This window comes from Novosphingobium meiothermophilum (genome assembly GCF_003171715.1).
Lineage (GTDB): Bacteria > Pseudomonadota > Alphaproteobacteria > Sphingomonadales > Sphingomonadaceae > Novosphingobium > Novosphingobium meiothermophilum.
Window position 1 is genome coordinate 514,893 of the sequence record NZ_QGHL01000007.1, and the last position, 19,110, is coordinate 534,002.

At 63.1% G+C, this 19,110-nt stretch carries 20 protein-coding genes and 3 tRNA genes; 5 read left to right on the plus strand and 18 right to left on the minus strand.

The window, feature by feature from the left end; translation table 11 throughout:
* Positions 1-11: 11 nt before the first annotated feature.
* The 6 genes from DKM43_RS06545 to efp form a co-directional block, all read right to left on the minus strand.
* Complete coding sequence (locus tag DKM43_RS06545) at positions 12-434, minus strand: Fe-S cluster protein (protein ID WP_109797632.1); 423 nt, start codon at positions 432-434, stop codon at positions 12-14.
* Between the two features lies 1 nt (position 435).
* Positions 436-990 (minus strand): CvpA family protein, encoded by a 555-nt coding sequence (locus tag DKM43_RS06550; protein WP_109797633.1) that lies wholly within the window; start codon positions 988-990, stop codon positions 436-438.
* Positions 991-1,000: 10 nt separating this feature from the next.
* On the minus strand, positions 1,001-2,368 hold the full coding sequence (gene radA, locus DKM43_RS06555) for a DNA repair protein RadA (protein ID WP_109797634.1): 1,368 nt from the start codon (positions 2,366-2,368) through the stop codon (positions 1,001-1,003).
* Between the two features lie 74 nt (positions 2,369-2,442).
* Positions 2,443-2,526, minus strand: a tRNA-Leu gene (locus DKM43_RS06560).
* A 40-nt stretch (positions 2,527-2,566) separates the two neighbouring features.
* On the minus strand, positions 2,567-3,391 hold the full coding sequence (locus DKM43_RS06565; RefSeq protein ID WP_109797635.1) for an inositol monophosphatase family protein: 825 nt from the start codon (positions 3,389-3,391) through the stop codon (positions 2,567-2,569).
* 3 nt (positions 3,392-3,394) lie between these two features.
* Positions 3,395-3,958 carry an elongation factor P gene (gene efp / locus DKM43_RS06570; RefSeq protein ID WP_109798050.1) on the minus strand — a complete coding sequence of 188 codons (564 nt, stop codon included), beginning with the start codon at positions 3,956-3,958 and terminating at the stop codon, positions 3,395-3,397.
* 91 nt (positions 3,959-4,049) lie between these two features.
* On the opposite strand from efp, the gene DKM43_RS06575 reads away from it, so the two are divergent.
* Positions 4,050-4,424: a hypothetical protein gene (locus DKM43_RS06575; RefSeq protein ID WP_109797636.1), complete on the plus strand. Its 375-nt coding sequence runs from the start codon at positions 4,050-4,052 to the stop codon at positions 4,422-4,424.
* Here DKM43_RS06575 and DKM43_RS06580 read toward each other — a convergent pair.
* From DKM43_RS06580 to tkt, 7 genes are all read right to left on the minus strand, one after another.
* Complete coding sequence (locus DKM43_RS06580; RefSeq protein ID WP_109797637.1) at positions 4,410-6,389, minus strand: OPT family oligopeptide transporter; 1,980 nt, start codon at positions 6,387-6,389, stop codon at positions 4,410-4,412. The genes DKM43_RS06575 and DKM43_RS06580 overlap by 15 nt on opposite strands.
* Before the next feature lie 101 nt (positions 6,390-6,490).
* The gene (gene thiE / locus DKM43_RS06585) at positions 6,491-7,135 is read right to left on the minus strand and encodes a thiamine phosphate synthase (protein ID WP_109798051.1); all 645 of its coding nucleotides are present in this window, start codon (positions 7,133-7,135) and stop codon (positions 6,491-6,493) included.
* A 104-nt stretch (positions 7,136-7,239) separates the two neighbouring features.
* A complete protein-coding gene (locus DKM43_RS06590; protein WP_109797638.1) occupies positions 7,240-8,145 on the minus strand; it encodes a fructose bisphosphate aldolase in 906 nt (301 codons plus the stop codon).
* 173 nt (positions 8,146-8,318) lie between these two features.
* A complete protein-coding gene (locus DKM43_RS06595; RefSeq protein ID WP_109797639.1) occupies positions 8,319-9,515 on the minus strand; it encodes a phosphoglycerate kinase in 1,197 nt (398 codons plus the stop codon).
* A complete protein-coding gene (locus tag DKM43_RS06600; RefSeq protein WP_109797640.1) occupies positions 9,512-9,982 on the minus strand; it encodes an MOSC domain-containing protein in 471 nt (156 codons plus the stop codon). Before DKM43_RS06600 ends, DKM43_RS06595 begins: the two co-directional genes overlap by 4 nt.
* A gap of 12 nt (positions 9,983-9,994) precedes the next feature.
* A complete protein-coding gene (gene gap, locus DKM43_RS06605; protein WP_109797641.1) occupies positions 9,995-11,002 on the minus strand; it encodes a type I glyceraldehyde-3-phosphate dehydrogenase in 1,008 nt (335 codons plus the stop codon).
* A 21-nt stretch (positions 11,003-11,023) separates the two neighbouring features.
* Positions 11,024-12,991 (minus strand): transketolase, encoded by a 1,968-nt coding sequence (tkt, locus tag DKM43_RS06610; protein ID WP_109797642.1) that lies wholly within the window; start codon positions 12,989-12,991, stop codon positions 11,024-11,026.
* A gap of 307 nt (positions 12,992-13,298) precedes the next feature.
* On the opposite strand from tkt, the gene DKM43_RS06615 reads away from it, so the two are divergent.
* The 4 genes from DKM43_RS06615 (at position 13,299) to DKM43_RS06630 (ending at position 14,902) form a co-directional block, all read left to right on the plus strand.
* The gene (locus DKM43_RS06615) at positions 13,299-13,505 is read left to right on the plus strand and encodes a hypothetical protein (protein WP_109797643.1); all 207 of its coding nucleotides are present in this window, start codon (positions 13,299-13,301) and stop codon (positions 13,503-13,505) included.
* The gene (locus DKM43_RS06620) at positions 13,502-13,843 is read left to right on the plus strand and encodes a cell division protein ZapA (protein WP_109797644.1); all 342 of its coding nucleotides are present in this window, start codon (positions 13,502-13,504) and stop codon (positions 13,841-13,843) included. The genes DKM43_RS06615 and DKM43_RS06620 overlap by 4 nt, the downstream gene beginning before the upstream one ends.
* A 229-nt stretch (positions 13,844-14,072) precedes the next feature.
* A complete protein-coding gene (locus DKM43_RS06625; RefSeq protein WP_236632423.1) occupies positions 14,073-14,660 on the plus strand; it encodes a 5-formyltetrahydrofolate cyclo-ligase in 588 nt (195 codons plus the stop codon).
* A complete protein-coding gene (locus DKM43_RS06630; RefSeq protein WP_109797646.1) occupies positions 14,657-14,902 on the plus strand; it encodes a DUF2842 domain-containing protein in 246 nt (81 codons plus the stop codon). Before DKM43_RS06625 ends, DKM43_RS06630 begins: the two co-directional genes overlap by 4 nt.
* 62 nt (positions 14,903-14,964) lie before the next feature.
* On the opposite strand, the gene DKM43_RS06635 is transcribed toward DKM43_RS06630, so the two are convergent.
* From DKM43_RS06635 to DKM43_RS06655, 5 genes are all read right to left on the minus strand, one after another.
* Positions 14,965-15,041 (minus strand) — tRNA-Asp (locus DKM43_RS06635).
* 138 nt (positions 15,042-15,179) lie between these two features.
* Positions 15,180-15,256: transfer RNA gene (locus DKM43_RS06640), tRNA-Asp, on the minus strand.
* A 107-nt stretch (positions 15,257-15,363) separates the two neighbouring features.
* Complete coding sequence (locus DKM43_RS06645) at positions 15,364-16,707, minus strand: dihydrolipoamide acetyltransferase family protein (protein WP_109797647.1); 1,344 nt, start codon at positions 16,705-16,707, stop codon at positions 15,364-15,366.
* 5 nt (positions 16,708-16,712) lie between these two features.
* Positions 16,713-17,768 (minus strand): alpha-ketoacid dehydrogenase subunit beta, encoded by a 1,056-nt coding sequence (locus tag DKM43_RS06650; RefSeq protein WP_109797648.1) that lies wholly within the window; start codon positions 17,766-17,768, stop codon positions 16,713-16,715.
* The gene (locus DKM43_RS06655; RefSeq protein ID WP_236632424.1) at positions 17,765-19,060 is read right to left on the minus strand and encodes a 3-methyl-2-oxobutanoate dehydrogenase (2-methylpropanoyl-transferring) subunit alpha; all 1,296 of its coding nucleotides are present in this window, start codon (positions 19,058-19,060) and stop codon (positions 17,765-17,767) included. Before DKM43_RS06655 ends, DKM43_RS06650 begins: the two co-directional genes overlap by 4 nt.
* Positions 19,061-19,110: the final 50 nt, after the last annotated feature.

Genomic DNA, 19,110 nt, shown 5'->3' on the forward strand with positions numbered 1-19,110 from the left:
TTTGTGCGGGATCACCCCGTGCGAAGCGCGTCAAGCGCGGCATCCCATGCCAGCAGAATCGCCGGGTGCCGCGCGCTGTGGGCGCGGGCCGGTTCCAGCAACGCAAGCCCCGGCCAGTCTGGAAAGTCATCGCCGCCTGAAAGCCATTCGGCGATGGCGTCCCGCGCAGCCGCTATGGCCGCTGCGTCCCTGCCAGCGGCACTGCGCAGGAAAAGCGCGGCGGCTGCCTGACCGATGGCGCAGGCGTGCGGGCGCGCACCGATCCGCACGATGGCGCCATGACCATCCGCTTCCAGCGCCAGCTCGATCATGCTCCCGCAGGTGCGCGAACGCGCGATGCCGCGTAGGGGCCAGGTATCGTCCCACGGGTGGCCCGCAAGTTCCATGGCTGTCGCCAGAACTTCGGGCGTGTAGAGCCCACGCGAAGCGTTCATCTCAATCGCCCAGAAGCTGCCTGCGCGCCTTGCGCCGGGCCAGGTCGCTCGCCTGTTCGGCCGCCTGTTCGCGCCGTTCGGAGATCAGCGTCAGAAGTTCTTCGCTCGCCGCATTGAGGAAGGGATAGGCTCTCGCCTCTGTCATCCAGCCGGGGCGGCCGTCCTCACCCCATGCCAGATCATAGCCGAACACCACGATGGAATAGCCCATCACCACGATGATGAAGCCTTTGACTACACCGAAGCCCAGCCCCAGAAGGCGATCTACGGGACCGACAGCGGAGTCCCGACTTGCCGAGCCGATGCTGCGCGCCAGCATTCGCGTGCCGAGATATGGAATCAGCAGCAGCAGGAAAAAGGCCAGCACTCCTGCCCCGGTTTCGGTCGGCAGATGCCCTGACAGCCAAAGCGTGGCTGGTGCGTGTCCATAATGGACGGCAAGCAGGGCAAGACACCACGCCGCCAGAGACAGCACTTCCTCGACAAAGCCGCGCAGGAACCCGCCAACCGCACCGATGCCGACAAAGAGCAGCACAACATAATCGAAACCGGTCATGCCGCGGTTCCTATGAAGCGCCCATGACCCGGTCAATCAGATTTGGCAGCAGGCGCAGCGGAGAATAGTGAAGGCCCGGCGCCTGCTCAGCCCCCGCTTCGGGGCCGCATCCGCGGGTAAAGCCAAGCTTGGCCGCTTCGCGCAGGCGGATCGGGGCGTGGGCCACCGGCCTGACCTCGCCCGAAAGGGAGACTTCGCCAAACCAGATCGACGTGGCGGGCAAGGGCCGTTCGGACAGTGCGGAAACGAGCGCGGCGGCAACGGCCAGATCCGCTGCCGGATCGGTAAGCCGATATCCCCCCGCAACGTTGAGATAGACTTCGGCTGTCGAGAAGTTCAGGCCGCAACGCGCCTCAAGCACGGCAAGCAGCATGGCAAGGCGCCCGCTATCCCAGCCCACCACCGCGCGGCGGGGCGTCGCCCCACTGGCAAGCCGCACGGTGAGCGCCTGTATCTCGACCAGCACGGGCCGTGTGCCTTCCAATGCCGGGAAAACCGCGCTTCCCGCAACCTCCTCTGCACGTCCGGAAAGAAACAGCATCGAAGGATTGCCCACTTCCTCCAGCCCTGCACCGGCCATTGCGAAAACGCCGATCTCGTCAACCGCACCAAAGCGGTTCTTGATCGCGCGCAGAATGCGATACTGGTGGCTGCGCTCGCCCTCGAAGCTCATTACCACATCGACCATGTGTTCAAGCACCCGCGGACCGGCGATCGAACCGTCCTTGGTGACATGGCCGACGAGAACGAGCGAGACGCCATTCTCCTTGGCATAGCGGATCAGTTCGAACGCGCAGCCGCGCACCTGACTGACGGTGCCGGGGGCTCCCTCGATTTGATCGGAGTGCATGGTCTGGATCGAATCGATGACCAGAAGCGCTGGCGGCGGCATCGCACCCAGCGTTGTCAGAATGTCGCGCACGGACGTGGCCGAGGCGAGCCGGATCGGTGCCTTGCCAAGGCCAAGCCGATCGGCGCGCAGTCGCACCTGATCAGAGGCTTCCTCGCCGCTGATATAGACGGCTTCCGCCCCGGACAGGGCGACCCTCGCCGCCGCCTGAAGCAGCAGCGTCGATTTGCCGATGCCAGGATCGCCGCCCATGAGAATGGCGCAACCGGGAACCAGCCCCCCGCCCAGCGCACGGTCCAGCTCGGCAATGCCGGTCTTGCGCCGTTCCGGCAGGGCAACCGGCTCGTCAAGGCTGACAAAGGCAACCCTTCGGCCGCCGCTGGAAAGATCGTGCTTTGCGGAAAAGACGGTTTCCGGGGCTTCTTCGGCCAGTGTGTTCCATTCACCGCAATCGGCACATTGCCCTTGCCAGCGATGGGTCACGCTTCCGCAGGCTTGGCAGGCATAGCGACGTTTGGGTTTGGCCATGCCCTGTGATTACCAGAACATAGAAAGAACGCAAGCCACGCGCCGGCGTTGTGGAAGTCAGTCTGTCCTGGAAATGGTGCCCCTGGCCCGACTCGAACGGGCACGTATTTCTACAAACGATTTTGAGTCGTTCGCGTCTACCATTCCGCCACAGGGGCACGCGCGCCGCCGAGCCTTAGCCAGCGGCGCGGATAAAGGTCAAGCGTTACGGACAGCCCCGGCGAGCAACTTGTGCAGCTTCGAATGAAGTGCGTCATTGCCGGCCAGAACGGTCTCGTCACAGACAGGAAGCGAACGCCCCTTGAAGTCGGATACGAAGCCCCCGGCCTCGCGCACGAGCAGGCATCCCGCAGCCGTATCCCACGGATGCAGCCCGCTTTCCCAGAACCCGTCGAAACGTCCGGCGGCAACCCAAGCCAGATCGAGCGAAGCCACCCCGAAGCGCCGGATTCCCGCAATGCGCGGGCCCAGTTCCGCATAGATGCGAATCCATTCGCCCATGTCGCCACGCCCGGCAAAGGGAATGCCCGTGGCGATCAGCGCTTCATCCAGATGTCGGCGCGCCGATACGCGCAGCCGTCGGTCCTGAAGCCATGCACCCTGCGACTTTTCGGCCCAGAAGCTTTCATCGGTAATCGGCTGATAGACCAGCGCTGCGGTTATTTCACCCCAGCCTTTCCCGTCGGGCGTTGGCTCCTGCACCGCTATCGAGATGGCGAAATGCGGGATGCCGTGAAGGAAGTTGGTGGTGCCATCCAGCGGATCGATGATGAAGCGCGGCTTGCCGGGTTCCCCGGCAATCTCGCCGCCTTCTTCCATCAAGAAGCCCCAACCGGGGCGCGCGGTGCGCAGTTCATCCCAAAGCGTGCGTTCGGCGTGCTGATCGGCCTTCGACACGAAGTCGGCCGGTCCCTTCTTCGAGACCTGAAGGTGTTCAATCTCGCCGAAGTCACGGCGCAGGCGGCCGCCCGCCTTGCGCGCCGCGCGCTCCATCACACGCATCAGGCCGGAAATGGCTGCCATCGATCAGTTCGCCTTGCCGACGTAGGTGCGCTCGTAAACATCGACGATGATGCGCGTGCCGCTTTCGATGTGCGGCGGAACCATGACGCGCACGCCGTTGTCGAGGATGGCGGGCTTGTAGGACGAGGAAGCGGTCTGCCCCTTCACCACGGCATCGGCCTCGACGATGGTAGCTTCGACCTGTTCGGGCAACTGCACCGAGATCGGCCGCTCGTCATACATTTCGAGAAGGACCGTCATGCCATCCTGAAGAAAGGCGGCCGCATCGCCCAGAAGATCGGACGGCAGCGTGATCTGATCGTAGGTTTCCACGTCCATGAACACCAGATCATCGCCTTCGGCATAGAGGAACTGGAAGTCCTTCGTGTCGAGGCGCACGCGCTCGACCGTGTCGGCGCTGCGGAAGCGGACATTGGTCTTGCGGCCGTCGATGAGGTTCTTCATCTCGACCTGCATGAATGCGCCGCCTTTGCCGGGCTGGGTGTGTTGGGTCTTCGCGACCTTCCAGATGCCCTTTTCGTATTCCAGGATATTGCCCGGACGGATGTCCACGCCGCTGATCTTCATGATGGAAAGAGCCTTGCCATAGGTTTGCAAAGCGCGCGCCTTAGCGCCTCGTGCCGGTTGCTTCAAGCCGCTGCGGCATGCTAGCGCGCAAATGATGAGACGGCTGTTCCTGATGACAGTGATTGCGCTGTGCGCCACAGATGTTGCCCATGCTGTTCCTGGCGGGCGCCTTGGCGTGCTGCAACAGGGCGCATGGACCTGCGAAAAGCCTGGCAGCGCCGAGGCTCTGCCCGTGGAAGTTCCGGAACTGAACTTCACGACCATCCCCGATTCCAGCTACATCGCGCCGGATGGCGGGCGCGGCAGCTATCTCAGGCTGGCGGATCGGCTGACGCTCACCAGTGGCCCCTTCGCCGGGCGCGGCTTCGTGATGGATGGCGAGGAGATCCTGCGCGAGCTTGATACGAAGGAGAGCATGACCGGTTTGCGCTGTGTCCATTCCGGCCCGGTTTCACTGGCTTCCTGATTCCCGCATGAGGGTCTGGCGCGGCAGACTGTCGCGGCGCATACGGTAATAGGCCCAGACGACTATTGCGACGAAGATCGCGGTGCCCGCAGTCACGCTTCCGGAAAAATCTGCCACCACGGCCAGCGCTTCGGGATTGTCGGTGCCCGCCACGATTCCAGCGAACACGATGTTGAACAGGCTGTCACCCACGATCAGCCCGGTTGCCGTGAGCACGCCCATACGTTCGGCAAGTTCCGGCGCGTTCTGACGCGCCGCCCATCTGTTGTACAGGTGTCCGAGCACAGTGCCGAGAATGACGGTCGAGGTGACCTGCGTTGGCAGATACATCCCCATCCCCACTGCAAGTGGCGGCAGCGCGCCGCGCTTTGTGCGCTTCAGCAGCTCATCCACCACGATGACGGCGGCCCCAATTGCCGCACCAAGGCCGATCAGGCTCCAGTCAAGGCTGCCCCCAAGCACGCCCTGCGCAATGGCGGAAATAAGCGATGCCTGCGGTGCCGACAGCGCTTGATCGCCTGCCCCAGGTGCGCCCTGAAATCCGAAGGTCGAGTTGAGCAAATCGAGAATGGGCGGAATTACCAGCGCACCGAACAGGACGCCGAGGATCAGCGCCACCTGCTGCCGCCATGGCGTTGCCCCTACGAGCTGACCCGTCTTGAGATCCTGCAGGTTGTCGTTCGAGATCGTGGCAACGCCGAAAACGATCGCTGTCACGAACAGGGCAAAGGCAACCAGCGCCTTTGTATCGGCAGTGCTTGCGCCTTTGCCGAAGAACACCAGCAGCAGCACCGAAATGCCCAGCGCTGCCAGTATGCCCACGCCGGAAATCGGGCTGTTGGATGCACCGATCAAGCCGGCCATGTAACCGCAGACCGATGCAATCATGATCCCGGCAATCAGCACATAGACAACCGTCGCCAGCAGCGTCAGCCCCAACGATGCAGCGAGTGGACCGCCTGCGGCAAAATCCGCGAGCAGCAGGCCAATGGGAAGCATCGAAAGGAGGATCGTGCCCCCGACAATGCCGATGGGAATGTCCCGTTCAGTAAGCGCCAGCGCGGCCAGCCCGCCGTCTTTTCGCGCGCGATTGGCAGAAATCGCTGCGGCAATCCCGCGCACAATCGGCCCGATCACGCGCAGCAATGTCCAGATGGCGGCAATGCCGATTGTGCCGGCACCGATGAACCTGACCTGCTGCCTGAAAACCGTGGTGACCAAATCCTCAAGGCTGATCCCCTCAGGTGCGCCTGCCGCGGTCAGATGCGGCAGCAAATAGCCAAAGCTGATGAGGATGCCGGCAAGCATGGCAACACCAACCGCAAGCCCAACGAGGTGCCCTACCCCGACAAGCGCCAGCGAGAGGCCGCCGAAGAGCATCGATCCGCCGGAACCGACCTTGAAGACGCCGCCAATTTCCTCGGCCGCCAGCTTCATCTTGGCAAGCAGGGGATAGAATGCAGAGAGCAGCCCGCCAACTGCGACAGCGACCAAACCCCTGCGGTTCTCATCGGCACCGCCTACGCCCGCGCCAACCTTCAGGACTTCCGCGGCCGCAACACCTTCAGGATAAGGCAGGTCCGATCCAGTCACCAGCGCACGGCGCAGCGGGACCGAATACATGACCCCCAGCAGCCCGCCAACGGCGATGACCGCCACCGATTCCCAATAGGGAAATCCTGTCCACCAGCCCACCATGACCAGACCGGGCAGGACGAACACGATGGCTGACAGCGTTCCGGCCGAACTGGCAATCGTCTGAACGATGTTGTTCTCCTGGATCGTCGTGCCTGAAAACGCGCGCAGGACCGCCATCGAGATGACCGCAGCCGGGATCGAGGTGGCAAAGGTAAGGCCGATGCGCAGGCCGAGATAGACATTGGCCGCAGTGAAAACGACCGTAAGGACCGCGCCGAGGACGATACCCCGCAAGGTCAGTTCACGTGGTGATCCGCTACCGCTCATGCCCGCTCCGCTAACCCGTCCATCGGCCAGCCGAAGAAGTGGCACGCAAGCCGCATGAAAGGAAGCGTCACGCAGGCGTTTTGCGCATCATTTCGGACGTTTCAATCGTCTTCCGATACACGCGGGTTGGCGCGGATCGCATCGAGGAAGGCCGTTACCGCAGCCACTTCGTCTCCGCCCCAGATCGCATTGCTGATTGCCAGAAAATCAGCCCCTGCCCTTACCAGCGGCCCGCAGTTTTCCGGCGTGATCCCCCCAATTGCAACGCAGGGCAATTCGAAAATCGACTGCCACCATTCAAGCAGATCAAGCCCGGCGATGTGCTTTGTGTCCTTGGTGCTTGACGGGAAGAATGCCCCGAACGCGACATAATCCGCCCCCGCCTCGCCAGCCTCCATCGCAAAATGGCGGCTGTCATGGCAGGTTACGCCGATCTGGGCATTGCGGCCAAGTCTGTCGCGGGCTTCGCGCACGTCACCATCGTCCTGCCCAAGGTGCACGCCATCGGCGCCAAGCCGCTTTGCAAGGCTGATCGAATCGTTGACGATAAAGGCCACATCGCGCTCGGCGCAGATACGCTGCAAGGGTTCGGCCAGCTTTGCCGCCTCATGTTCGTCAATACCCTTCACGCGGAACTGGAAGGCCGCCACCGGGCCCGCATCAAGCGCGCTCTTCAGACGATCGGGAAACGCCCCGCCCACGTCGAGCGGCGAAATCAGATAGAGTTCGGATGAAAGCCTGACCATGGCGGGCGCCATATCCGCGCATCCGGCGCCCTGCAAGAAAAACGCCCCGCCCCGGCTTGTGCCGGTGGCGGGGCGTGCCTTTGCCGTCCTCTCAAACGGAAACTTTATGCAGCAACCAGCGTCTTCTGGGTGGAACCTGCGAAGATCTCGTCAATCGCGGCGCCAAGGGTTGCGTCGAACTCGGTATCGCTCATCTGCGCCCGCAGGTCTTCCAGCAAGGCGCGCGAGAAGCTGGCGATGATCCCTTTGTTCTTGGCAAGTTCGACACAGGCTTCAGGACGCTTGTAACCGCCCGAAAGCGCGACGACGCGCAGCACCTTGGGGTGCGAAACAAGCGGGTCGAACGTGCCTGGCATCACAGGGAGCGAGAGTTTGAGCATGACCTGTGTTCCATCGGCCAGCCCATCGAGGTTGTTCAGGATTTCCTCAAGCAGGATCGCATCGCATTCAGCGCGCGTCTCGCTCTTGATGTTCACTTCTGGTTCGATGATCGGCATCATGCCATGGGCCAGAACCTGCCGACCAACTTCGAACTGCTGGGCAACAACAGCGGCAATGCCTTCGCGGTTGGCCGAATTGATGACCGAGCGCTCCTTGGTGCCATAGACGCCCAGTGCCTTCGAGCGGACAAGAAGTTCATCAAGCGTGGGCATCGGCTTCATCAGCTGGACGCCGTTCGCTTCGTCTTCCAGACCCTTGTCGATCTTGATGAAGGGAACAACGCCCTTCTCGATCAGGGCTTCGGGAACCGGCTTGCCGTCCACGGTGCCGTCCATCGTGCGTTCGAACAGGATGGCGCCGATCACCTTCTCACCGGTGAAGGCTGCCGATCGGATGATGCGGGCGCGCATCTCGTGGATCAGGCCGAACATCTCCTCTTCGGATGCCCAGGCGCCTTCTTCGATGCCGTACCCCTTCAGAGCCTTCGGAGTCGAACCGCCCGACTGGTCGAGAGCGGCAATGAAGCCGTTGCCTGAAGCCATTTTGGCGGTCATTTCGGTCGTGTTCATCAGCCCGTCCTGTTCTCGCGGAAAGCCTGCAATTGCTACTCCGCATACCTATGCACAATTGCGTCATAAAAAGACGCCCGTCACGAGAGAGGAGCGTCCGTTGCCGCGCATTCCTATGCAGGCGTGCGCAATAATGGAGCGCGTGCCGCAGTGCAACACGCGCTCTCGACTTTTTATGCCTCCAGCGCGGCGACGCCGGGCAGTTCCTTGCCTTCCATCCATTCGAGGAAGGCTCCACCGGCGGTCGATACGTAGGAAAAATCGCCCGCAACGCCTGCATGGTTTAGCGCGGCCACCGTGTCCCCGCCACCGGCGACCGAAACCAGCGAACCTTCCTTCGTCAGCGCGGCGGCGGTCCGTGCAAGTGCCACCGTAGCGGCATCGAACGGCGCGGTTTCGAAAGCGCCCAGAGGACCGTTCCAGACCAGGGTGCGGCAGGTCTTGAGCGCATCGGCCAGTGCCTCGACGGCCGCCGGGCCAACATCGAGGATCATTTCGTCCTCGGCCACTTCGTGCACATTACAGGTGCGCAAGGACGGAGGATTGGCAGCGAACTCCTTCGAGACGACCACGTCATAGGGCAGGTGCACCGTGCAGCCGGCCTTGTCAGCATTGTCGAGGATTTCCTCGGCAGTGCCGGTAAGATCATGCTCGCACAGAGACTTGCCGACATTCACCCCGCGGGCGGCAAGGAACGTATTGGCCATGCCTCCGCCGATAATGAGGTGATCCACCTTGCTGACAAGGTGCTTGAGCACGTCAAGCTTGGTCGAAACCTTTGCGCCGCCAACCACGGCGGCAACCGGCCGCTCCGGCTCACCCAGTGCCTGCTGCAATGCTTTCAGTTCGGCTTCCATGGCGCGTCCGGCATAGGCGGGCAACACCTTTGCCAGCCCTTCGGTCGAAGCATGGGCACGGTGGGCGGCGGAAAACGCATCGTTGACATAGGCCGAGCCGAGACGGGCCATGGCAGCAGCCAACGCAGGATCGTTCTTTTCCTCGCCCGCGTGGAACCGGGTGTTCTCCAGCACTGCAATCGCGCCAGCAGGAAGCGCGGCAACCGCGGCCTCTGCCGCTTCGCCCGCACAATCATCGATGAACGATACCGGGCGACCCAGCACGCCAGACAACGCCGCGACGACCTGCTTCAGGGAATACTGCGCGTTGCGTTCCCCCTTCGGACGGCCGAAATGGGCAAGAACCAGAACCTTCGCGCCCTTGTCGGCCAGTTCGCCAAGCGTCGGCACAGCCGCACGCAGGCGCGTGTCGTCTGTCACCACCCCTTCGGCCATGGGCACGTTCAGATCCTCGCGGACCAGCACGGCCTTGCCGGAAACATCCCCCAGATCGTCCAGCGTCTTGAAGCTCATTCCTCGATCCTCACTTCATCGCCCACGACGATCTCGCCGTCGGTCAGCACCCGGCCGAGCACGCCGCCCCGCCAATCCGGCACAAGCGCGGCCCGCAAACCGGGCAGTATCTCGTCCATGCGGTGGCACGGATCGCATTCACAGGTCACTTCGATGCGCAATGCCGGGCCAATGGCTATGACCTTGCCCGGCTCGCGCGGCAGGCGAATGCCCTCGACCAGCAGATTGGCGCGGCGCACATGCCAGGGCAGTGCTTCATCTTCGAAGCGGCCGAGATCCACCATGGCGGCAGACCAGCTTTCCGCCTCGATCAGCGAAACCTGCCTGCGTCCCGATTTTCCGGGAAGTATCACACCGCGGCAGTTCCCGATGACACCACATTCGCGCGTCACCGCAACGTGATCGAGCGTCTCGATCGGTCCGCGCGGCCGACTGTGCCGTGCAATACCGCCGAGACGCCCGTTCATGTCAGCGCTTCCTCAGAGGAACTTCGCCATCGCGCCCGCAGTGTCGAGCATCCGGTTGGAGAAGCCCCATTCGTTGTCGTACCACGAAAGCACTCGCACCAGCTTGCCTTCAAGCACGGCCGTTTCGAGGCTGTCGATGGTCGAGGAGTGCGGATCGTGGTTGAAGTCGATCGAGACCAGCGGTTCGTCGGTATAACCGAGCACGCCCTTCAGCGGGCCTTCGGCAGCGGCCTTTAGCAGGCCGTTGACTTCCTCGACGCTGGTATCGCGCTTCGGCGTGAAGGTCAGGTCCACGACCGAGACATTGGGCGTCGGCACGCGGATCGACGATCCGTCGAGCTTGCCCTTGAGGTCGGGCAGAACCTCGCCAACCGCGATAGCGGCGCCGGTGCTGGTCGGGATCATGTTCATCGCGGCGGCGCGGGCGCGGCGCGGATCCTTGTGGATCTGGTCAAGGATCTTCTGATCGTTGGTGTAGGAATGGATCGTGGTCATCAGCCCGCGCTCGATCCCGATGGCTTCATGCAGCACCTTGGCCATCGGCGCGAGGCAGTTGGTGGTGCACGAGGCGTTCGACACGATCAGGTGATCGCCGGTCAGCTTGTCGTGGTTCACACCGTAAACGACGGTGAGGTCAACGCCCTTGGCCGGTGCCGAGATGAGAACACGCTTTGCGCCTGCATCAAGGTGCTTCTGGCCACCTGCGCGGTCGGTAAAGAAGCCCGTGCATTCCAGCGCGATATCGATGCCGTTGGCGGCATGCGGCAGGTTGGCGGGATCCTTCTCGGCAGTTACCTGGATGCGCTTGCCATTGACGATCAGGTCGCTGCCATCGACTGACACCTCACCCGCAAAGGGGCCGTGCACGCTGTCGCGCTTGAACAGCAGCGCATTGGCCTTCGCATCAGCCAGATCGTTGATCGACACCAGTTCAAGGCCGCATTCGGGCCGCTCAAGAATGGCGCGGGCCACATTGCGCCCGATGCGTCCGAAACCGTTGATCGCAACCTTGATCGCCATGTCAGCTTTCTCCTGTTGAACTTAAGCAACCCGCGCGAGGATCTGCGGGACAATCTTTCCGGCAGTAAGGCCGAAGTGGTCGAAAAGCACTTCGGCGGGTGCCGATGCGCCGAACGAATCAATGCCGATGGTCAGCCCGTCACCGACATATTTCTGCCAGCCCAGGGTAACGCCGGCCTCGATCGAGACCTTGAGCGCATCGGGGGGCAGGAGGTCGGCCCTGTAGGCGGGATCCTGCTCGTCGAACAGTTCCCAGCAGGGCATCGAGACGACATCGGCGCCAATGCCCCGTTCCTCAAGAGCCGCCGCGGTCTTCATGGCGACCTCGACTTCCGATCCCGTCGCAAGCAGCACGACCTTGCGCGGCGCCGCCGCGGCAACAAGCCGATAGGCGCCTTTCGCGCTCTTCATCTCGGCATCGAAGCGCACCGGGGGCAGGTTCTGGCGCGTGAGGGCCAGAACGCTCGGCCGGTCCTTCGCCGCCAGCGCCAGCGCCCATGCCTCTGCAGTTTCGATCGCGTCTGCGGGGCGGAACACCAGCAGGTTCGGAATCATGCGCAGGCTCATCACATGCTCGACCGGCTGATGTGTCGGTCCATCTTCGCCAAGCCCGATCGAATCGTGCGTGAACACATAGATCGCGCGCAGGTGCTGAAGCGCCGACATGCGCACCGCGTTCCGGCAATAATCCGAGAACACGAGGAAAGTGCCGCCGTAGGGGATAATCCCGCCGTGCAGCGCCATGCCGTTCATCGCCGCGGCCATGCCAAACTCGCGGATGCCGTAATAGACGTAACGGCCATCATAGCTTGCCGGGGTGAACGGCGCGGTCGACTTGGTCTTGGTGTTGTTCGAGCCAGTGAGATCGGCCGAGCCGCCCACCATTTCCGGCACGTGCGCAGTCAGCGCTTCCAGCGCCATTTCACTTGACTTGCGTGTAGCGACCTTGGGCGGGTTGGCAATCAGCGACTGTACATAGGCATCATACCCGGTATCGGCCGGAAGCTCTCCGGCCATGCGCCGGGCCAGTTCGGCTGCCTTGGGATTGCTGGCAGCGCGTGCTTCCCATGCCGCGCGCGCGGCCTTGCCGGCCTCCGCCGAAGCGCGCCAGTTGGCAAGAATGTCGGCCGGAATCTCGAACGGCGCAGCGGTCCAACCCAGATACTCACGCGCAGCTGCAATTTCATCTGCGCCCAGCGGAGAGCCGTGAACGCTGTGGCCGCCCTGCTTGTTCGGCGCGCCCTTGCCGATCACGGTGCGGCATGCCACGAGCGAAGGCCGCGGATCGGCCTGCGCCTCTGCCAGAGCGCGCGCAATATCGGCAAAGTCATGTCCGTCACAGGCGGTCACATGCCACCCCGATGCGGCATAGCGCGCCAGCACGTCTTCGCTGGTGGAAAGCGAGGTATCGCCGTCGATGGTTATCTTGTTGTCGTCCCAGAGCACGTTGAGGCGGCCCAGGCCAAGCGTTCCGGCAAGGCCCACGGCTTCGTGGTTGATGCCTTCCATGAGGCAGCCGTCGCCGGCGATCACCCAGGTGCGGTGGTCCACCAGATCATCGCCGAAGTGCGCATTCAGATGGCGTTCGGCCATGGCAAAACCCACCGCCATGGCCACCCCCTGCCCCAGCGGGCCGGTGGTCAGCTCCACGCCGGGAATCAGGAAGTTTTCGGGGTGGCCTGCACACACGCTGTCCAGTTGCCGGAACTTGCGGATGTCATCCATGGTCGGGCTGTCGTAACCCGTGAGGTGCAGCAGGGCATAGATGAGCATCGAGCCGTGACCTGCCGAAAGGATGAAGCGGTCACGGTCAGGCCATGCCGGGGCGGCAGGATCGTGTTTCAGGAACTGGGTCCACAGCACGGTGGCCACGTCGGCCATGCCCATCGGCATTCCCGGATGGCCCGAATTGGCTGCCTGAACTGCGTCCATTGCAAGCGCACGGATCGCGTTGGCCATGGGTGCCAGCGCGGCGGTATCGCGTGTCATGCCAGAAATGCCCTTCCCTGTTCGTGCGGTAGGTTCACGCCATGTGTCAGCGGAGAGCACGAAATCCGCTGATTCGGAAGCGGTGCCTCTTTGGTCACGCACGCGCGCAGGGTCAAGGCTGGGCCGTGCTGATCCAGCCAGAGCAGCGCGCGATGGCAAAAGGTGCGCGGAGATGTGTGGCCCTTATGCACTACACGGCGAGAGCCAGCATGGCCGCCAAGATGGTCCCTGCCTTTGCGCGCTTAAACTGTGGGCGGCGGGCATCGCGTGGTTGTCAGGCAGGGGCGTTCTGCTAGTCTTGCGCGTCATGGCGGACACAGCACTCGACAGCGCAATCACAAGGCTGGAACAGGCTCTTGACCGGGCGGAAGCTGCCGCCGGGCGACTTGGCAGGGGCGCGGACGAAACCGCGCAGGAGCTGGCATCGCTCAAGCTGCGCCACCGCAAGCTTAAAGATACGGTTGCACAGGAACTGCGCCAGCTTGATCTCCTGCTGGCGGGGCTGCCGAAATGAGCAACGTCACGCTGGAGATCGCTGGCCGCCCATTCGCCGTGTCCTGCGCCGATGGCGAAGAGGCGCACATCGAAATGCTGGGGCGCATGATCGATGATCGCGCGCGGCGCATCGGCAGCGGGCAGAGCGAGCCAAGAATGCTTCTGTTCGCGGCCCTCATGCTGGCCGACGAGCTTCACGAGGCGCATCGCCAGACCCCGGCAGCCCCCCCGCAGGCAGCGGCTCCGATTGCCGCACCGGCGCAAGATGATGCGGCAGCGGTGGAACGGATCGTGCAACTGGCCGAGCGGATCGAAAACCTTGCCGCAACCCTTGAGCAGGCGGTTCATAGCGCCTAGATGGAACGCGACGGGTTCTGCCCGGCACGAGCCGCATGAACATCCCTGAGGCTATAAGCAATCCAAGGGGGCTGCCCCTGTCCGGGATCCTGGTCCTGGGTATGCGGTCCCCACCTGACGTCGAGGCGTCAGAGGATTTTCCGAGCAAACGACCCATGGTGGGCCCGTCACCCCCCGCAGAATCGCCGCCGGTGGAATGGTCCGGCGAACTGAAAGCTGGAGCCATCGCGTGGATGCCAAGACTGCGTTGCGCAAGGAATTGAGAGCGCGGCGCAAAGCCCACGTCGCTGCGCTCGATCCGAAGATCAGGGCGCTCATGTTCATGCGCCCGCCCTCGGCGGTTGAGGCCATGGTGCCGAAGGGCGCGACCATCGGGGTCTATCTGGCGGGCAAGGCCGAGGCGCCGGCCGCCGCCTATGCCCGGCATTTCCATGAAGCTGGGCACAAGGTGGCCCTCCCCTGGTTCGCTGATCGCGATGCCCCGATGACATTCCGGCAGTGGCAGTCGCCATGGCTTGATGACCTCCTTGTCGAAGGGCCATGGCAGGGAATTGCACAACCTATTGCCGACGCCCCCGAACTCGTCCCCGATGTGCTGTTCGTCCCGCTGGTGGGCTTCAGTGCCCATGGACACAGGCTGGGACAGGGTGGCGGGCATTATGACCGCTGGCTCTCCGCAAATCCTGGGGCCGTTCCGATCGGTCTTGCATGGGATTGCCAGAGGGCCGACGATCTGCCCCGCGAGACACATGACCGTCCGCTGCGCGCGGTGATAACGCCGACGCGGATATACGGACCATGGGAACATGCCGCATGAACAGACCCGAACCCTCTGGCCCGGAAAAGCCCGACTGGAAGCCCACCTGGCGTAAACCCGCAGGGATCATCGCGTTGGTGCTGGGGCTGATCGTCTACGCCATGGGCGTGGCTTCGGCATCCACCGTCATCGGGCAGTGGCATGTGCTGCTTCAGACGCTTGCCTATATCGTGCTCGGAACGATCTGGCTGCTGCCGCTGCGGCGCTTCCTGATCTGGATGGAAACGGGCCGCTGGGGATAAGCTCGCCCGCAGGAACTTCCTGAGAGAACAGGCACCGTCACCAATTTTCCGAAATCCCAAGGTGGCGCGAGTGACGGGGCTTGAACCCGCGACCTCCGGCGTGACAGGCCGGCACTCTAACCAACTGAGCTACACCCGCGTGCCCCTTGGGAGCCGCGCATCTATGGCAGGCAATCCGGCCTGTCAACGGGCTGCAACAATGATTTTTGAGCGTTCCCGGACAGCCTCGCCAGCAACGAAAAAGGGCACCCGAAGGTGCCCTTTGCAATCATCCCAATGGCGCGAGTGACGGGGCTTGAACCCGCGACCTCCGGCGTGACAGGCCGGCACTCTAACCAACTGAGCTACACCCGCTCGCCGTTGGGAGCGCTGCCTCTATGGCAGACTTTGCAGGCTGTCAACGCTGTTCGTGCAGCATTTTTCACACCCTGCGGATTTCCGTCAGACAGCCGTAAATCCGGTCAGTCCGCCAGCAGCAGCACCGGGGTTTCGATCAGCGTCTTCACATCCTGAACGAAGCTTGCGGCATCGTGCCCGTCAACCACGCGATGATCGCAACTGATCGAAATGTTCATCAACTTGCGCTTCTCGATCCTTTCGCCGCCCATGCCATCGGGCACGAACATGGGGCGCTCGACGATGCGGTTCGGCCCGATGATCGCAACTTCCGGCCGGTTGATCACCGGGGTTGTCGCAACACCGCCCAACGGGCCAAGCGAGGTGACAGTCAGGGTCGAACCCGACAACTCCTCAGGCTTCGCCTTGCCGCTGCGCGCCGCCTCGGCAAGGCGGGCGATCTCGCGCGCCAGTTGCCAGATGTTGAGACCCTGCGCATTGCGAATCACGGGAACCATAAGGCCAGCGGGCGTCTGGGCCGCCATGCCAAGGTGCACCGCGCCATAGCGCGTCACGATCCCCGCCTCGTCGTCATAGCGCGCGTTGATCATCGGGAAGCGCGGCAAGGCGCGGCAAATCGCCGTCACAAGGAGCGGCAGCATCGTCAGCCTCGGCTTGTCGCCGCGATTCGCATTAAGCTGGGCACGCATGGCCTCCAGCGCGGTTACATCGCACTCCTCCACATAAGAAAAGTGGGGAATGTGCCGCTTCGATGCCGCCATGTTCTCGGCAATCCGGCGGCGCATGCCGATGACCTTTATTATCTCGTCGCCGCGTTCCGGCCCGGCGGCGCGGTATCCGCCCATGGCATTGTAGGCAAGGAACTGGTCGAGATCGGCATGACGGATGCGCCCCTCTTCCGAAGGACGCACTTCGGCAAGGTCGATGCCCAGATCGCGCGCCCTTTGCCTCACGGCGGGGCTGGCGAGAACCTTTGCTCCACCCGATGCATCCGCCAGCGCAGGCAGAACGGGCGGCTTTTCGGCAACCGCGCGCGGCGGCGCGGCGACGACCGGTTCAGACCTTTGCAGCCCGACGGATGATGGAGCCGGTTCCTCGCGCACCTTGGCTTGCGGGAGGGCATTTGCAGGGGCGGACTCTTCAGACGGCTGCGCAGGGGTGATCTCGCGGGTCTCGCCAGACGATTGCTCCTCGCCTTCCCCCTCTCCCTCGGTCTCGATCACGACAAGAGCCGAGCCAATGGCGACGACATCGCCAACCTCGCCCGCCACCGACACGACCCTGCCTGCAACCGGGCTTTCCATCTCGACCGTTGCCTTGTCGGTCATCATGTCGGCAAGGCGGCCGTCCTCTTCGACCATATCACCGACTTTCACGTGCCAGGCCACGATCTCTGCCTCGGCAATACCCTCACCGATGTCGGGCAGACGGAATGTATAGGTTCCCATAGGGTTCAGGCTTTCATCAGGCGGTCGATCGCCTCGCCAATGCGGACGGGACCGGGAAAATAGGCCCATTCGAGGCTGTGGGGATAGGGCGTGTCGAAACCGGTCACGCGTTCAATCGGCGCTTCGAGGTGATAGAAGCAGCGTTCCTGGACCAGCGCGGAAAGTTCCGCACCGAAGCCCGAAGTGCGTGTTGCTTCGTGCACGATCAGGCATTTGCCGGTCTTTTCCACCGACTTTTCCACCGTCTCGATATCAAGCGGGACGAGCGTGCGCAGATCGATGATCTCGGCATCGACGCCCTTCTCCGCACAGACCGCGCTGGCGACATGAACCATTGTGCCATAGGCGAGCACGGTAAAGGCATGGCCCGGCCGCACGATCCGCGCCTTGCCGAGGGGAATCGAATAATATCCTTCGGGCACCGCGCTGTCCGGATGCTTCGACCACGGTTCCACCGGCTTGTCGTAGTATCCGTTGAATGGTCCGTTGTAGATCCGCTTCGGCTCGAAGAAGATCACCGGATCGTTATCCTCGATCGCCGCGATGAGCAGGCCCTTGGCATCGTGCGGCGTGCTTGGCACCACGGTTTTCAGGCCGGCCACATGCGTGAACAGCGCCTCCGGGCTCTGGCTGTGGGTCTGGCCGCCGAAGATGCCGCCGCCGAATGGCGAACGCACTGTCATGGGCGCGGTGAACTCGCCCGCCGAACGGTAGCGCAGGCGGGCTGCTTCCGAAACAAGCTGGTCAAGGCCCGGATAGATATAATCGGCAAACTGGATTTCCGGCACCGGGCGCAGGCCATAGGCCCCCATGCCCACGGCCACGCCAATGATCCCGCATTCGCTGATCGGGGTATCGAACACGCGGGTCTTGCCGTATTTCTTCTGCAAGCCTGCGGTTGCGCGGAACACGCCGCCGAAATAGCCGACATCCTCGCCCATCACGACGACATTGGGATCACGCTCCATCATGATGTCGAGCGCATCGTTGATCGCCTCGATCATGTTGAGACGGCGGGTGGGAGCTTCGGCAAGGCTCACCGGGGTTTCTTCGTAGGTCATGCCTGATTCCACCCTTCCGACCATTCCGGCCATTTGACCCGGCGCTCGTGGATGGCCTGCTCGCTCTGCTCCTTGAGATGCCAGGGCAGTTCCTCGAACACGTCCTCGAACATGGTGTGGAAGGGATGATGCAGCCCGTGCCCAAGGATGCCGTTCTTCTCGGCTTCCTTCGTGGCAACCTTCACCTGTTCCATCAGTTCGCGGTCCATCGCGGTGTGCTGATCTTCCGACCATTCGCCCAGCGCAATGAGATGCTGCTTCAGGCGGTTTACCGGATCGCCCAGCGGCCACTCCTCGCGCTCCTGCGCCGAGCGATACTGGCTTGGATCATCGGACGTGGAATGCCCTTCTGCGCGGTAGGTGAAATGCTCGATCAGGGTTGGCCCGGCATTGGCACGGGCGCGGTTGGCCGCCCATTGGGTTGCGGCATAAACCGCCAGCGGATCGTTGCCATCAACCCGCAGCCCCGCGATGCCATAGCCAATGGCGCGGGCGGCAAAGGTAGTGCGTTCAGCGCCGGCAAAGCCCGAAAAGCTTGAAATGGCCCACTGGTTGTTGACCACGTTGAAGATAACCGGTGCGTTATAGACAGCCGCGAAGGTCATGGCCGAATGGAAATCACCCTCGGCGGTGGACCCTTCGCCCACCCATGCCGCCGCGATCCGGCTGTCACCCTTGATCGCGCTGGCCATGGCCCAGCCCACCGCCTGCGGAAGCTGCGTGGCCAGATTTCCCGAAATGGTGAAGAACGAAGCCTCGCGCGCCGAATACATGATGGGAAGCTGCCGTCCCTTCAGCTTGTCGGCCCGGTTCGAGTAGATCTGGTTGATCATCTCGACGATCGAATAGCCGCGCGCGATGAGAATGCCCTGCTGGCGATAGCTGGGAAACACCATGTCGTCGCCCGCCAGCGCCATGGCCGGGGCAACGGAGGTGGCTTCCTCGCCTGTGCACTTCATATAGAAGCTGGTCTTTCCCTGGCGCTGCCCGCGATACATGCGGTCATCGAAAGCGCGCGTCAGGGCCATCGCGCGCAGCATCCGGCGCAGGGTATCTGCATCAAGCCTGGGATCCCACGGCGCGGTCGCCCGATGCTGGTCGTCAAGCACGCGCACAAGATCGAGGCACAGGGGATGGGTTTCGGCAGCCGGACATTGTTCGTCCGGGCGTGGCTGCTCTCCGGCGCGGCTGATCTTCAGATGGCTGTAGTCAACCTTGTCGCCCGGCCGGAACCGCGGTTCCGGCACGTGCAGCGCCAGCGACGGCAGATTGCTGCGCGCGTTACCGCTCATGATACGAACACCTGCATCCCTTGTCTCCCGCATCGAATCGCACCGCAATG